Annotated in this window: 16 protein-coding genes; 14 read left to right on the top strand and 2 right to left on the bottom strand. The window is 36.3% G+C overall.

Annotated elements, in window-relative coordinates; genetic code table 11:
- Positions 1–491 precede the first annotated feature (491 nt).
- From AAAT93_RS12885 to AAAT93_RS12875, 3 genes are all read left to right on the top strand, one after another.
- Complete coding sequence (locus AAAT93_RS12885) at positions 492–1,196, top strand: LytR/AlgR family response regulator transcription factor (protein ID WP_227573632.1); 705 nt, start codon at positions 492–494, stop codon at positions 1,194–1,196.
- A gap of 9 nt (positions 1,197–1,205) precedes the next feature.
- Entirely contained in the window at positions 1,206–2,030 is an 825-nt protein-coding gene (locus tag AAAT93_RS12880; RefSeq protein ID WP_227573631.1) for an ATP-binding protein, read from the top strand.
- Positions 2,031–2,254: 224 nt separating this feature from the next.
- Positions 2,255–4,009: a hypothetical protein gene (locus AAAT93_RS12875; protein WP_118545215.1), complete on the top strand. Its 1,755-nt coding sequence runs from the start codon at positions 2,255–2,257 to the stop codon at positions 4,007–4,009.
- Here the strand turns inward: AAAT93_RS12875 and AAAT93_RS12870 are convergent.
- Together AAAT93_RS12870 and AAAT93_RS12865 are read right to left on the bottom strand one after the other, a co-directional pair.
- A complete protein-coding gene (locus tag AAAT93_RS12870; protein ID WP_118545214.1) occupies positions 3,999–5,192 on the bottom strand; it encodes an amino acid hydroxymethyltransferase in 1,194 nt (397 codons plus the stop codon). The genes AAAT93_RS12875 and AAAT93_RS12870 overlap by 11 nt on opposite strands.
- 106 nt (positions 5,193–5,298) lie before the next feature.
- Entirely contained in the window at positions 5,299–6,228 is a 930-nt protein-coding gene (locus AAAT93_RS12865; protein WP_227573630.1) for a tyrosine-type recombinase/integrase, read from the bottom strand.
- Positions 6,229–6,461: 233 nt separating this feature from the next.
- Here AAAT93_RS12865 and AAAT93_RS12860 point away from each other — a divergent pair, with 233 nt between their 5' ends.
- From AAAT93_RS12860 to AAAT93_RS12810, 11 genes are all read left to right on the top strand, one after another.
- Entirely contained in the window at positions 6,462–6,968 is a 507-nt protein-coding gene (locus AAAT93_RS12860; RefSeq protein ID WP_118545217.1) for a hypothetical protein, read from the top strand.
- A 126-nt stretch (positions 6,969–7,094) separates the two neighbouring features.
- Positions 7,095–7,385, top strand: a complete 291-nt coding sequence (locus tag AAAT93_RS12855; RefSeq protein ID WP_227573629.1) for a WXG100 family type VII secretion target — start codon at positions 7,095–7,097, stop codon at positions 7,383–7,385.
- Positions 7,386–7,403: 18 nt separating this feature from the next.
- Positions 7,404–7,703 (top strand): WXG100 family type VII secretion target, encoded by a 300-nt coding sequence (locus AAAT93_RS12850; protein ID WP_118374704.1) that lies wholly within the window; start codon positions 7,404–7,406, stop codon positions 7,701–7,703.
- A gap of 92 nt (positions 7,704–7,795) precedes the next feature.
- A complete protein-coding gene (locus AAAT93_RS12845; protein WP_227573628.1) occupies positions 7,796–8,188 on the top strand; it encodes a hypothetical protein in 393 nt (130 codons plus the stop codon).
- A 13-nt stretch (positions 8,189–8,201) separates the two neighbouring features.
- Complete coding sequence (locus AAAT93_RS12840; protein WP_227573627.1) at positions 8,202–8,492, top strand: hypothetical protein; 291 nt, start codon at positions 8,202–8,204, stop codon at positions 8,490–8,492.
- Between the two features lie 18 nt (positions 8,493–8,510).
- Positions 8,511–8,798: a hypothetical protein gene (locus AAAT93_RS12835; protein ID WP_227573626.1), complete on the top strand. Its 288-nt coding sequence runs from the start codon at positions 8,511–8,513 to the stop codon at positions 8,796–8,798.
- Position 8,799: 1 nt separating this feature from the next.
- Entirely contained in the window at positions 8,800–10,461 is a 1,662-nt protein-coding gene (locus AAAT93_RS12830) for a hypothetical protein (protein ID WP_227573625.1), read from the top strand.
- 68 nt (positions 10,462–10,529) lie between these two features.
- Positions 10,530–11,375: a DUF6273 domain-containing protein gene (locus AAAT93_RS12825; RefSeq protein ID WP_227573624.1), complete on the top strand. Its 846-nt coding sequence runs from the start codon at positions 10,530–10,532 to the stop codon at positions 11,373–11,375.
- An 18-nt stretch (positions 11,376–11,393) separates the two neighbouring features.
- Positions 11,394–12,482 carry a hypothetical protein gene (locus AAAT93_RS12820; RefSeq protein ID WP_227573623.1) on the top strand — a complete coding sequence of 363 codons (1,089 nt, stop codon included), beginning with the start codon at positions 11,394–11,396 and terminating at the stop codon, positions 12,480–12,482.
- A gap of 47 nt (positions 12,483–12,529) precedes the next feature.
- Positions 12,530–14,188, top strand: a complete 1,659-nt coding sequence (locus AAAT93_RS12815) for an FHA domain-containing protein (protein ID WP_227573622.1) — start codon at positions 12,530–12,532, stop codon at positions 14,186–14,188.
- An 11-nt stretch (positions 14,189–14,199) separates the two neighbouring features.
- Positions 14,200–15,084, top strand: a complete 885-nt coding sequence (locus AAAT93_RS12810) for an FHA domain-containing protein (protein WP_118374716.1) — start codon at positions 14,200–14,202, stop codon at positions 15,082–15,084.
- Positions 15,085–15,087: the final 3 nt, after the last annotated feature.

The following is a 15,087-nucleotide window of genomic DNA, read 5'->3' as shown; positions in this document are numbered from 1 at the left end:
CGATACGCGAACGTTTATAAACAGAACCTGCGTATGCAACTGAACAACGTGGACATGTAATAATTGCGGAATGAAATAATTAAAGTAAATTGTCTGTAGATAGAATACCACCTAAAGAAGTGATCGATGAGCAAAGGAGAACAACTTACGGAAAAATGGGCAAGTCCCATATTTATACAAACATATTTTTAGTCAGTCCGAACTGTCGGATGAAAACAGCGAGCGTTTCAGAAGTATTCTGGAAATTAAGATTCGTAAAGAATCGATTGTATGATTGATATACAATCTGAAATTTAGTATGATATAAAAGAAACGTGGTTGGTATAAGGGGGCAATATCTGTTGAAACGTAGAATCTTTAATTTGGTGAGTATTTTTTCTATCCTGACAGCCATCGTGTGGCTGTTCTTTTTCTCACTTGTTCATAATATGGATCAGGAAGCGAGGGAATCAGAGGACATTATAGTAATTGAGAGGGAAGAGATTTTATAGATGATACATATATTTTTATGTGACGATGATAGCAGTTATTTAGAATATCTGAGTGAAATAGTTGATCGCTTTTTTCGGCAAAATAATATAGAGGCAGGAATAAAGACATTTACAGATGGGGAGAAGCTTCTGGAAGAACCGGAGATGGCAGATATCGTATTTCTGGATGTGGAAATGCCGGGGAAAAGTGGAATTGAGGTCGGACGGAGGATCAAAGAGGAAAATCCATATGCACTGATCTTCATTGTATCATTTACGGAACAGTATCTGGATGATGCGATGGACTTTCAGGTGTTTCGGTATATCGAAAAAGCATCTTTGCCGGATCGAATCGAGCGGAATCTGAGAGATGCGTTGGTGGCGTATCGGAATACGAATCCCAAAATCACAATTATGCAGAATGGAGAGACGATTGTCTGTCGGGAAGCAGACATTGTTATGATTGAGAATCAAAGGCGTTGTGTGTACGTATGCACAAAGGATGCCAGGTATGAAGTGAAGGGAAAGCTGGAGGATTGGGAGCAAAAACTGAATCAGGTAAGATTTTGCAAATCTCATACGAGTTTTCTGGTAAATCTGGATTATGTGAGCCGGTTTACAAAGAATGAAATAATTCTGGCGAAAGGAAAGTATAGGGCACATATATCCAGGCGTATGTATCTGGAGTTTTGTAAGAAATATGAAGAATATCTGCGAAGGGGATAAGGGAAAGCTATGAAAAGAAAGGCATCTGAAATTCTATTTTTCATGCAGGGAATCGTCATCTTTTTTCTGATCGGATTTCTTATTTTTATAAATAATATGGAGCAAGCGCTGCCTTATGTATGGACACGTGTGATTGTAATTGTGCTTGTCCTGATAATTATAGGTCTGCTATGCATCTATAATTATGTATACAAGAAGGAACAGAGGGTAAAACAGGAACAGGTTCGATTGCAGGAAGTTCTGATGGTTCGTGAAGAGAATCAGGCATGTCATGCGGTGATTCATGATACAAGGCATTTTCTATACACGGTACAGAGTTTATTGGAACATGAAGACATTGAGGAAGCGAAGAAGCTTTTGCAGGATTGCGTGGATGCGAAGCTTACGAAGAAAAGGTTTTGTAATCGGGCCGTGTTAAACGTGATCCTGCAATATTATCAGAGTGTATGTGATAAGGCAGGAATATCATTGGCGGTTGATATTCGGGAAGCTGTGCTATCTGATCTGAATGACACGGAGATGACAGTGCTATTCGGAAATCTGTTGGAAAATGCGTATGAAGCGGCTGGTAATCAGGGATTTATCGAATTACGTGTGGATGTGAACGAGCATTCCGGCATGACGGTTATAGAAGAAAAAAATTCGTATCTTGGGGAAATAAAGAAGGATAAGGCAGGAAAACTCATCACCTCAAAAAATAAAGAGGAGCATGGAATTGGCATGCAGAGCATAGAGAAAATCGTGCGCAGACATGAGGGGGTATATATCTATGATTTCGATAAGAATACACACATATTCCGTTCAAAAATCGCATTGCCTGACCGAAAGTGTTAAAATTTCGACCATTTGTGCAAGATATCTTGATTATTGAGCATGTAACGATATACTAAAATCAAGAAATATTTAATTATGCATGGGATAGGATGATTAAAATTTGCGTGAGTGGCAAGCAGGATTCATCTATATTAGCAACAAAAAAGCGATCGACAATTTTTAGTTATCCGTCAGTTATATGGAAAAATTATTTACGAAGTTAATATATAAACGAGGAACGACGTATGAAAAAAGACAAATTCTATGTATACTTACCAATGATTTTAGGAATAGTGCTTATTATTTTATCCATCCTCAATTCATTTGAAAATAATAATGTATGGGGAATAATTGGTGGTGTTTTATTGATTATTATCCCATATGTATATACATCTATTCCTATCATATACGAACGATACAAGGAAAATAATAGTTTAAAAAATCGTTTGTCCGAAAATACTTTTACGGATAGACAAACTGATTTACAAAACTTGATATCTTTACTACATAATCATAAAATAATACAACTAACTGGAAATGAACGTCAATGTGGGAAAAGTTGGCTTGCACTAAAATTAATTGACTGCATAAATCATCCGAATGATGTAGATTTTATACATCATCATAGTTTAAAAAAACTATTTAAAAGAATATATTATATAGATATGAAGCAAAAATCGGATTCAGATATCAATTACTTTTTTGAAAATAATATCGTAACTAACAAAACATTAATTATAATTGATCATATCAAAAAAGTTGATTATATCTTTTCAAAACAGGAAGCATATAATTTTTCATTAATATTTATTACTGCAAGTATAGTGGATACTAAAGGAGAAATATATTATATATCTAGTTTTGAAATAGACAATGTGCCAAAACTTCAAAAAAATATAAATAGGAACTATAATAATATTGAAATATTAAGCAAAAAAGAAATAGAAACCTTGTATGAAGTTACATATGGTAATATTGGAAAAATTCATTTCTTATTGGAACGTCAAGAATATGTATTATGGATAAAACAACTTGCGCTTAAATTGCAAACTAACTACGATAAAACATTGAATACTATTCAACTTGCATTGTTTTCAGGTAAATACGTTGATGCTCAAAATTTTTTGGATATTTTTCAATCTCAATATGAGAAAGAATTATTAAATAACAATGATTTATATTTTAAATTTAATATTATGAAATCGGATTGTGAACATTTATTAAATAATTATGAAAATGCTCTCGCTATTCTAAATATCCTAAAAAAACCTGAAATGAAGGTTTATAATATTGAAAACAGGATGGAAATATTAGAAGCCCATTTTAATAAACATTTATGGAAATGCAATGAAGCTCTTAATATATTACAATCAATAGAATCATCTAATATTTGTGGGTTAACAGATTCTTTAGGTATATTAGTGGCGAAATATTTTGTTGATGACTTGATAGTTCCTAATTGTAAATTAGATAGTTTATCAGCATTTATTCATGTATTTGAAAAATGCAAAGACAGCAAATTAGAAATGAATCCTAAAGATATCTATAAAATAATGCGAAATGAATCTATTTATTTATTTTATAAAAAGAAATATACAAGAAAAAATATCCTTGAACCAATAAACTCTGTCATTTTAAAATATAAAAAAGAAAATAACAGATTATTAGCTAATGCATATTTCATTAGAGCTGAAATAAATAGACTTTTTCAAAAATATAAAGCTACTCTTTTAGATTATAATAGATGTTTGACAATAACTGATGATGATAATATAAAAATTCAAGTTAATATAATGAAATATTATTTAGCTTCAATTAAAAAAATAACTATATTTAAAACAGACAACCATTTATCAAAAGAACAAATATACAAGCTATGTAATAATAAAAATAAGTATGGAATGTTGCTTATTCAACGTATAAATTGTATTGAACTAGACGATCCAAATAAAGACCAAATAACCTATTGCTTTGAACATCGAATTATGACTATTCTATAATTATTTCATTATAAGTAAAATGTGGTATTTTCTTTTGGATCAGTTGCTTTCTAATGTTATTTATATTTTCAAAAGAGCCATTATTCTTTATTTGAAACAAAAGATTTGCCAGATTTTCAATGTCCTGTTCATGCCAATTGAAACGAGCTATATGTTGGGTTCCTAGTCGTATGCCGTCATTATGAAATAATAATTTATGTTTTTTGTTTAATGATATATTATAATTTAATGCTTGATTATAGAAAAAATCAGCATCCTTTCTTTCCATTAATAAAAATAATTGATGTGTTTTTGTATAAATATTTTTATCAATTTTTGCAATTTTAAACCCGCGTTGTTCTAATTTTTGACCTAGCAAATTGGCAAGTTGTATTGTAGTGCCTTGATAAGGTTCTCCATATTCAATTTGCTCAATAAGAGATAATAATAAGCAGGCTATATGGTTTGGTTGAATATCCCTAAGGAAGTTTGGAGTTATATTAGCACTTAGCTTTTCTATATATATATCTGTATTTGTCATAATCAAACCACAAGCCACTGCGGGCAAGGTTTTATGTGTTCCACCTAATAAAACGACATTTGAATACTCTAATGGATTAGGTATACATTTACCACCAATTAAACCTAGTGTTTGGGTTGCATCATAGATTATTCCCATATTACTTGGTATATGAATTTGGCTTAAATCAGGAACATTAATCAAATCAGATTGACAAAAGATAATAAACGAATAATCTCCAGTCTCACACATTTTATTTAAATTGATATAATCAACTTGATATTTTTCAAAATCATATGGAATTGGGTCATATGAAATATTTAAAGTATCTAATATAATTGGCATAGAAGCATGCCCGCCTTGTTCAGGCGTAGATAAAAGAACTTTTTCTCCTGATGATAAAAGAGACATAGCGCATACGGTAAAGCAGTTAATTCCACTTAAACTTTCTGCATTTGCATATTTAGAATGGAATAATTGGTTGCACGCTGAAGTAACAAGAGATTTCAACTCCTCAATTTTATTACTTTCAAAAAAATAGTATTTACCTTCAAATTCTGAATTTAAAGGTTGTTTTACAAATTCTGATATATATGTTTCAGCGGCACACAATGGAATACAGTTCGTATTGTTATTCTTCATCTCATTATACAATTTTATATAATCTTTTAATAGTGAATTCATTTTTATTCTCCTCTGCTACTTAGTCAATATTTACAAAAACTTCGTAAATAATTTTTCCATATAACTGACGGATAACTAAAAATTATCGATTGCTTTCCCCGCACCATCAAACCAATCGAAAATCTTTCCGTGGATGTTTATTTGTGAGAATATCTGTCTGTTTTGCCGTGGAGACATGTGTGTAGATTTCTGTCGTTGTGATAGAGCTGTGTCCCAACATTTCCTGAATATACCGGATATCGACATCAGCATCTAAGAGGCTGGTTGCAAACGTATGTCGGAACATATGCGGAGTGATATGCAGGTTGATGTTTGCAAGCTTGCAATATTTACGGATCATACGGCGGATTGACTGGTCAGATACGGCAGTACCATTCTGGTTCACAAAGAATGGAGCATATGGGTCCGGGCAGAAAGGCATACTGGATTTGTATTTTATTAATATGGATAGGACGTTTGCGTTTGTGATTTGTAGACGACGCTCCTTATCTCCTTTTCCATAGATCAGTATTGTTCCGGTGTGCAGGTTAATGCTATGATTGCGCAGAGAACAAAGCTCGGATATCCGGATTCCGGTCATGAAAAGCAATTCAATGATTGCGGCGTCACGCAGTGTATGCACTTGCCGATAGGGGGTTTTTGCGTTTGAGTGCTGCGTGTATATTTCGGCGAGAAGCTGTTCGATTGTGAGGAGGGGAATCGTTTTCGGCAGAATCAGTGGTTCGCGGAAACGGGTCTGTAGCTTGGTGAATGGTGTGATTGCGATGATATCACGGTATTCTAAATGATGATAGAAGGCTTTTATAGAAGCGATTTTCCGTTTGACGGTTCGAGGCTTGTATAATGTATGTAAAGAAGAAATATAGGATTCAATTGTCTGTGGTGTACGGGAAATGAGTGGCTGATCCGGCAATGCCATATAGAAGTGTCGGAGATCAATGGCATAGGCTTTAAGTGTTTTTTCATCTAAACGCTTGTTGTATTTGCAATAGTCTAAATAGGCCTGAATCAGACTTGTATCATTTGTAGATTTCATAGAAAACTCCTTTTTCATCGTATTGTAGCAGAAATATATTCTAATATGCAAAAGTACACATGAGTTCCGTATAAGTATCTTTAAATTATGCATGTTGGACTTTTTTTGACCAAAAGTGTTAATATTTCGACCATTTGTGCAAGACATCTTGATAATTGGGCATGTAGCGATATACTAAAATCAGGCTATGGAAAAACTCGGAAGAGTTCATTTATTATGTGTGAGGTGCTAAGATGATTAAAAAAAGAAAATGGTTGTACTTTGTTTTTGGTATTTTGATGTTAATGGTAATGCCTGGATTTGAAGATAATAAAATACAGGCACAGACAAGTGTTGGAGAATTATTGATTGCAGAAAATAAGTTGGAAGGAGGTGTAACAGAAAGAATATATGTAATTACAAATGATGAAATATCAGAGAATACGCGTTCTGTGTCGGCAAGAAAAGCTACAAAAAAATATACATATGAAGTAAATGGGGAGGACTGTTTAATTATATATGTCTATGCAAATTTTTCTTATGGACATTCTGATGGGAGAGCGCGTATTTCAAGTTCTTCGTATTCAATTTCGAAAATTGATTCTCACATAGAGGTAAGCAATATATCACAACAAAATTATGCAGGAACTGATCCAAAAACTGTTTTGAGTTTTACATTAAAGGATAAGCATTATACTCCAATATTGGTACAGGCAAAGAAAATAACATTGAGCTGTAAAAATAATGGAGATTATTATTAATAAGGTTTGAAGCGACAAATGAAGTTGCTTTAAATATTGCACTGCGCAGTGTAACAAGATGAATACGCATATGTAAGTACTTACAAAGCTTGTGTATGTGGAAGATTAATTAGGAGGTATTAAAAAATGGCTTTAGACGTGCGTTATGGGGAAATCCGATCCGAAGTAATTGCAAAGCTTGAAACACAGAAGGGAGAAATGGAGAATCTGCTTGACAAATTGAGTAATACGGTAGAGACTCTTCCATCCGTAATGGAAGGACAGGCATTGCAGGCATATATGGATAAATATGAGAAAATTGTTAAAACAATTTATTCAAAGCTGAACGTGAATTTGGGAGATTTTTCACAGCAATTAGAAAGTGTATGTCAGCAGTTCGAGAATTTGGATGATGATATGAAAACACAGTTAAGTTAGTACAGGGAGGATAAATAAATGGGTGATAGATTAAGAGTAGACTATGCAGCCGTTGAAGGATTAATTGGAGATATGAAGGGCTACGAAGGAAATATTGAGGATTTGTATTCAGATATGACAACAACAGTAAGTTCTCTTGTCAGCAATGGTTACATGGAGGCAGAGTCTGCGACTGCGTACGTAGAGGAATTCAAAAATATGCTTGGACCGGATATTGAGAGCTTGTCAGATCTGATTAATCAGTTCTATACGCAGCTTTCACAGATATGTCAAAACTTTGCGGAAGCAGATGCAAATATTGCAGATATGTTATTTTAGTTAGTGTAAAACAGCCCTTAAATGGTGTCTGATAAAGATGAGGTTTAAGGGCTGTTTTATAATGATAAAAGCTAAGGAGTAAGGTATTGGTTATGGGAATGCAAGTTCAGACGAGAGATACGAGAAATAAGGCAGATGAAGAAGCAGGGAAGAAACAAAAGAAAGCTGATTTGAAAAAGAATATATCAGGATTAGAAGATCGGCTGGATTTGTTACAACAGGAGTATAGAATAAAGCAGATTGAAAAGACAGATGCCGTGCATTGTTATGCTAGGAAGCGAAAAATAATAGAGGAGATGCAGGCAGAAAAGAATAACCAGACAATTAAAAAAGTATCGGAATTATTAATGGAATATGTAACAGGAGAAAATTATAGAAAATTATGTATGTGCTATGATGAAGCGTTGAGAACAATAGGAGAAGAAATATATCGAGTTCAACAACAACTTGAGGAAAACCGGGCACAATTAAATAAATTAAGATAGGGAGAATCTGGATATGATAGAGATGAAAATAAGAGATGAAGAAATGGAAACATTAAGTAATAATATTATGGATTTGACAACACAAATCGACAGCAGAATACAGACGCTTATAGAGGCATTGACCAATGTATGTATGAGCGGCGTGTCTGAAGGGGATTTTCATAATAATCTTGAGTTATACATATCTGTTCTACAAACATTGTCAAGTGAGTTACCAAGTTGGTCGACGGAATGTGAGAATAGAATAATTAATTTTTTAGAAAAATTAGAGGTTGTTGATGGAGATTTATATTCTGAAATATAAAAAAAGAGGAGATAATGAATGGCTATAGTAGTTAATTATTCAGTAATAGATACAGAAATAAAACGATTAAATGCGATGTTAGATGATACATATGTGCATATTGCAGCGGGACGGTTAGGAACGGAAATATCATATAGTCAAAGTGATTATGTGAACATACTGATGGATGAAGTGTATATCTTAAAAGATATACAGAACATAGTACATGGGATAATTGAAGATTCCGTAAAAATGTTGAATATTGCAAAAAAAATATATCAAGATGGAGACATTCAAATTTCTGATATGCTTTCGGAGGGAAAATAAGGTGGATCGAGATTATACAACAGAAAAGGAACAAAAATATGTTGAACTAATAGAATCGCTTGCTTTGGAAAATAATAATTGTAAATTTAATCAATTATCAAGTGGTTTAATGCTTTCAAATGTCGAGGTATGCCATGAAACATATCAAGATATAATTACAACAAATAATTATTATTATGAAACGACTGGCTGTCGAACAAGGCGTGTATTTGAGAAAGTTAGATGCTTTGATTCAAATTTTGCAGGGGAAGAAACAATACAAGATGATTTAAATATATTGAAAAATAATATGCAACGGGCAAGAGATTTGCTCAGTCTTTCATCATTGGGAAATTCCGTAAGTGAAATTAATTATAATTTGGGTAGATATGGAAGTGCAGTTGCATTGGAAGGTAGCATATTTGGGAATGATTTAAGCTATGCTGGCATTGTAGAAGCGATAGGATTCACTGAACAAGCAGCTAATTCAAAAGCATATTATGAACAGGCGTTTGCTACTGTGTTTATTTATGTGGATGGGAAACCTGTCTATGACATGGCTGCTATTGAAAAAATATTAGCAAAAGATGCAAGTGAAATAACAAATGCAGAATATATAGTAATTGCAATGGCATATACAATGATGAATGAAAAAGATATGGAGACCTTGTTTTGCGATATGATGACATTGTCTGACACATGCAATTATACATGGGGGCAAGAACACATAGGAGGTCCAATGGTTGGAAATATAAAAAAAGATTACTATGAGTGGTCTATAGATGATGATAAATGGAATGGATTTATGCAGGGCTTAAGTTTGATTTCGACATACAATGCTCAATTGGTAAATGTTCTTCAACAAGATGCATTAGTGGATCAAAATATTGTAGAAAATCGATACCAATTAGTACAAAAGGAAGCAATTGCACAGGCAATTTATAATGTTCATGAGTTTAGAAATTCTTATGGAGAGGATCGACCATATTTGAATATTACTTGCGAGGGGGGAAATAATAAGACATATATAATTAATTTTAAAGAAGAGTATATAACCCCAATGCTAGGTACTTTGAATTCATTGCATACATCTCAGATAACTGTTGGACAAAGTCGATCAGGGGTAACTTCGGCAGCAATTGTAACAGATCATGTAATGGTTGATTTGCATAATCATTTTGCGCCGAATTTTACTTCTGTAGGATTTTCAAGTCCAGAAGCTCAACAGACTTTTATAGCTGAACATATGTTTGGTTTTCTTTTAGATGTAGCTGGAGAAGGTATAGATGCAGGAATAGAGGAAGCGTTTGGAGGAAATATTCCGGTTGTTGGGAATTTAATAAGTGATGGTATAGGAGCCATGGAAGATTATTACCAGGGAGTAGAGGATGCAACAGCGTTGGAGGCTGCTGCGGATGAATTAATGAAAACAAATTTATATTCTTACTTTGATTGTGCTGTTTCAATTACAAATTACCAAACCAACAATATTTCTGGGGAATATTTATATGCGGATGCAGGTATACAAACAATACAGATTATTAATGACTACAATGATATGTTTGATACAGAAATAACAATTCCGCAGTTATTAAATGATCCTTATAGTGTAAATGAAGATTATCATTTACGTATCGAGGAAGAAAATGCAGCGGGAACGGATGGCGCACATTTTTCTCGTTAGTCTTTAAGAACAAAAGAGCTATTGGAGAAAGTAATATAGAATAGAGGCGTATGCAGGAGCGAAATTAAATGATTAAAATAAAGAAATATATGGTCATAATTGGTATTGTTGTAGTTTTGTTGTGTGGCTGTGGAAAAAACCAGATAGAGACGACAGAAGCGACTACCGCAGAAATGACTACAAATGAACCTGCCACGACAGAAGCATTGGAAACGGTAGCGCTTAAAGATGCAGAAATTGGAGATATCGTGCAGATGGGAACCTACGAACAGGACGGAGATGCAGAGACAGAGGATCCAATCTGCTGGGATGTGCTGGATAAAGATGGGGATGCAGTGTTGCTTATATCGCATGATGTGATTGCCTATCAGAGATTTTCGGATAATCATAAATGTGTAATATGGGAGGATTCGCAGATACGGTCGTGGTTGAATCAGGAGTTTTATGCAGAGGCGTTTGACGAGACGGAACAGGCAAGTATCCGGGAGACAACGTTGGAGAATCCGTCTACGGTGGGGTTTGCTGCGCATGTGGATCCATCCGTGGATGTACAGGTACGGGAGAGCAGACCGGATACAAAGGATAAGATATTCCTGCTGAGCTGGAAGGAAGCAGAGCAATATTATGGAAATCGCTTAACGGATGCATCTGTCCTTGGGCGAAGACCATCGAGAGCAGTATTACAGAAGCGGAAGGCGATATTTACAGATATTGTAATCGAGGAGCTTCCGGCGATGTATCCATATTCCCGGCATCTGGCTGATGGTACGGAGCGGTTACCGTGGATGCTGCGGTCAACGGGTATGAAGGATTACAACATTTTGGTGATTGGATACGAGGGAAAATGGGATCAGGACTATCCGGATTCTTATAACGGCGTGAGGTCTGCAATGTGGGTGACCGTGGATGAATAATGTCGAAGGGAGGACAAAATGTCTCTAATTCGGAAAGAAAAGATAGTTTTATTTGCAGTGATACTCCTCGCCTGCGTAATTGTCGTCGGTAGCAGGGTGTATGATAAGAAGCGTTCGGAACCAAAGGCGAAGAACCGGTTTTTTGAGAATCCATTTTCAGAGGTTGATCCAGGGATTGACCAGCAAAGCGGTAATTATGCCAACGACGCGCTGGTTGTAGACGGTTATGTGTATTTCTATAAGAGCCGGGTGAAGCTTGGAAACTATGACAAGGTAGATGAGCTGGAGAAGTGCGGAAACAATGTGATTTACCGGTTGTCTCCGGATGGTACATATGAGGAATTTTATACATTTGATGAAGGAGATGCGATCTATTATGGTATCGGTTCCAAACTGTACTATTATGAGGGATATTTCTATATCCAGATTGAAAACCGGATTTACCGCATCAATAAAGAAGGCACTGAGGCACAGGTGATCTATGAGAATGTGGGTGGATATGGCAGTTACGTGATATTTGGTATCCGGGATCATTATCTGGTGCTTCAAAAACAGACAGAATACTATTATCTTGATATGGATACATGGGACTGGAGCCAGCCGATAGAGGTTGGACGTATGCGGCATCTAGTGAATGTGCGATGTTCTTATGAAGCGGTCAGAAGAAATCAGTTGATCTGCTTTTTTGAGAATGTTATCTACGGAACGGAGAAGGAAGAACCAATCGGTGTCTATTTTGAAAGCAATATGTTATATGGCAGTGATTTTGTATATCTACATGATTTACGTGTCTATGATGAAGATGCGGAGGAAAAAGTATGTATTGCAGGAAGTGTGTATTGCCTGAATGTTTACAAAAGAGTCATGTTCTACGCACAGAAGGTGGATGATTCTATCTGCATAAAATATTATTCGCTGGATGAAAAGCAGGAAGGCGAACTGATTACGATTGATGCGGGGGCAGATACGGTGATAAAATCGCTCGTTGTCAGTGATGATTATATTATCTATGATCTGGGACAAAAAAAGGAGAAAGAAGCTGTCGATAAGCGAGTGATCTGGAACCGGCATACTGGAGAGACACAGCAGGCGATCGAGTATCAATAAGGATGGAATAGGGTTCGACTGATAATGATATGAAAAGGAGAACATAAATGACACATTACAAAAAGCATAGCATATATAAAGGAAGAAGGTCGATTTTCACATTCATTAGTATACTTCTGGTCTGCGTGTTGCTTCAGGGGAATGTACGGGCAGCGGAGATGCCGGAAGGAGAGCCCGTGGGAGCAGAGGCAACTGCCACGGATGCCGTGAATGTAGAAGCACCAGGTAAGTATGATGAGAAGAAGGGGATTGCATCAATTCGGCTGATGTATTGTGCGGATAGCGGCGCGAAGGATGTGATTAAAACCGGGTATGCATTTTTTATAGGGGATGATGAAAGTACATATCTTATATCCTGTTGCGATACTGTGATATTGAATGAAGAAGAGAAAAATGCGGTGGCTGCGGCACATGGGGTGACACCTGACAAGGTGAATACTGTGATCGAGCTTGTGTTGAAAAATGATGTGATTGTGGAATTATCCATAGTAAATAGCAGTGAAGGACTTAATTTTGCAATATTGCAGCCATCGACAAAGATTGCATCCTGCATGGGGATTCGATTGTGCGAGGATAGTACGAAGACAAAGAAAGGACAGGTTGTACATGCATATGATGCGGATATGCAGCAGATAGACTGTACGATTGAGGACTGGTCGGAAATCAATGATGCGCATTATTACAGATACACCGCAAGCCAGCCGATAACCAGAGGATTTCCCCTGTTAAATGAAGAAGGGGAAGCAATTGGTATTGTAAGCACGATAAACAAGGGAAATCCGGAGGAGACATATGCACTTCAGATCGACGAGGTAATCGATGTGCTGACTGTCCTTGGGATTCAGTATAATCCGGAGATAGTTGTAGACACATCCAAACTGGAAGAGGTGATCGCGGCATACGAGGGATTAGATGCAGATAAATATGCACCTGAATCATGGAAGGTATGTGAAGACGCTTATAATCAGGCGACAGAGTTGTACCAGAAGGTACAGGCGCAGGAGGTTGATAACTATACACAGGATGCGGTAGATGCGGCGACTGTCACGCTGCAGGACAGTATAGATAATCTGAAGAAAGCGGAATTGCCGGTAAAGACGGTGATCATTATAGCAACCATCGCATGTGGCGTACTTTTTATCGCCGTTGTCACGTTGGCGATTTTGTTGGCTGTGCAGTGTAAAAGATGTAAGAAATTATCAGAGGAACAGGGGAATCAGGCGGTATTGGCCAAGGAAGCGTTGAAAATCAGTGGAAGGATTACGCCGGGATTTGTAACAAATCATGAGAATCTTCCTTTGAACAGAAGCCTGCAGGAGGCAGGTCAGTCTTCACCGGAGGAGATAGGAGAAACAAGTGTGTTAGGTATAGATATGGACGAGCACGGTCAGCCGCTCAACGATACAGCGGTTCGATACCCAACGATCGTCCGGTATAAAACAGGCGAGACGTTTGTGGTGAACCAGAACAGTTACATTATCGGATCCGCCGCAGATTCTGTCGATTACTGTATTACGCGCAGCCATAGTATCAGTCGAAAACACGCGTGTATTATGAAGTTTGAAGATGGATATTATATTCAGGATCTGGATACGACAAATGGAACATATGTGAACGACATACGAGTTATGCCGGGGCGTTATATGAAGCTGGATCCTGGTAATATCATTCGTCTGGCGGAAGAAGAATTTGAGTACAAGGGGTAAACAGTAAAAAGATGATAGTCAGTTGTTATGCAGATCATCTCGCGTATACATTTGAAGCGCAGGATGCGTTATTTATGCTCGGGATGAAGGTTGTAAATAAATTGGAAGAACATCACATTCCGATGGTACAGGTACTACATAATCAGAAAGTACAGTTGTTGTATGGTGTAGAGGGATACCGTCGGTTCACGGAAGCGATGGGAGAAATCAGCAGCGCAGAACTTGTGACAGCATGCATTCATTTTTTGCAGATGTTAAAGAGAATGGATGACAATGATTTCCTGGAGATGAAGGCTGTAGACATAAAGTTTGAACGGCTATATTACGACGGAAAAAATAAAGAAATCAAGGCAGTCATTCTCCCTATTAATTATGAATGTGATCTGCATGATGCATGCACATGGAGTTATTTATTTCGGAATACAATGCTCATGATCTTCAATCAGATTTTTGTAAATATGCCTGACAGACAGACGGAACTGTATTATGTGGTAATGGATCAGACGAAGACAGATGCAGAGGTATTGCATGCACTTATCTCTTATGACTTCGGAATTCAGGCAGTTGAACATGCGATGGAGAATACAGATTCAGAAAAAACGTTACTATTAGAACATAACGGATCCGAAGGAAATCTGATATTTATTGTTGATAAGCCGGAATTCCTCATAGGAAAATCAAAGGAAGCAGACGGAACGATTGCAAATTCCACGAAGGTCAGTCGAAATCATTGTAGGATTGTCAGGGAAAATGGCAGTTATATGATTCAGGATTTGGAGAGTACAAATGGAACGAGCGTCAACGGCTATACGTTGGAACCAGATCAGAAATATTACCTGAAAGATGGAGACAGTCTGGTTTTGGCGGATGTAGAATTTAAGATCACAGTGTCATAACAG

It is taken from the genome of Coprococcus hominis (ex Arizal et al. 2022) (assembly GCF_040094675.1).
Taxonomy (GTDB): domain Bacteria; phylum Bacillota; class Clostridia; order Lachnospirales; family Lachnospiraceae; genus Coprococcus_C; species Coprococcus_C hominis.
Note: the sequence above shows the minus strand (reverse complement) of the source record. Positions and strands in the feature narration are given on the sequence as shown.

Excerpts from the sequence above, each read along its gene's own strand:
- AAAT93_RS12885 (WP_227573632.1), top strand. The coding sequence starts at position 492 with ATGATACATATATTTTTATGTGACGATGATAGCAGTTATTTAGAATAT.
- AAAT93_RS12875 (WP_118545215.1), top strand. The coding sequence starts at position 2,255 with ATGAAAAAAGACAAATTCTATGTATACTTACCAATGATTTTAGGAATA.
- AAAT93_RS12820 (WP_227573623.1), top strand. The coding sequence starts at position 11,394 with ATGTCTCTAATTCGGAAAGAAAAGATAGTTTTATTTGCAGTGATACTC.
- AAAT93_RS12865 (WP_227573630.1), bottom strand. The coding sequence starts at position 6,228 with ATGAAATCTACAAATGATACAAGTCTGATTCAGGCCTATTTAGACTAT.
- AAAT93_RS12810 (WP_118374716.1), top strand. The coding sequence starts at position 14,200 with ATGATAGTCAGTTGTTATGCAGATCATCTCGCGTATACATTTGAAGCG.
- AAAT93_RS12835 (WP_227573626.1), top strand. The coding sequence starts at position 8,511 with ATGGCTATAGTAGTTAATTATTCAGTAATAGATACAGAAATAAAACGA.
- AAAT93_RS12855 (WP_227573629.1), top strand. The coding sequence starts at position 7,095 with ATGGCTTTAGACGTGCGTTATGGGGAAATCCGATCCGAAGTAATTGCA.
- AAAT93_RS12860 (WP_118545217.1), top strand. The coding sequence starts at position 6,462 with ATGATTAAAAAAAGAAAATGGTTGTACTTTGTTTTTGGTATTTTGATG.
- AAAT93_RS12815 (WP_227573622.1), top strand. The coding sequence starts at position 12,530 with ATGACACATTACAAAAAGCATAGCATATATAAAGGAAGAAGGTCGATT.
- AAAT93_RS12840 (WP_227573627.1), top strand. The coding sequence starts at position 8,202 with ATGATAGAGATGAAAATAAGAGATGAAGAAATGGAAACATTAAGTAAT.
- AAAT93_RS12825 (WP_227573624.1), top strand. The coding sequence starts at position 10,530 with ATGATTAAAATAAAGAAATATATGGTCATAATTGGTATTGTTGTAGTT.
- AAAT93_RS12870 (WP_118545214.1), bottom strand. The coding sequence starts at position 5,192 with ATGAATTCACTATTAAAAGATTATATAAAATTGTATAATGAGATGAAG.
- AAAT93_RS12850 (WP_118374704.1), top strand. The coding sequence starts at position 7,404 with ATGGGTGATAGATTAAGAGTAGACTATGCAGCCGTTGAAGGATTAATT.
- AAAT93_RS12880 (WP_227573631.1), top strand. The coding sequence starts at position 1,206 with ATGAAAAGAAAGGCATCTGAAATTCTATTTTTCATGCAGGGAATCGTC.
- AAAT93_RS12845 (WP_227573628.1), top strand. The coding sequence starts at position 7,796 with ATGGGAATGCAAGTTCAGACGAGAGATACGAGAAATAAGGCAGATGAA.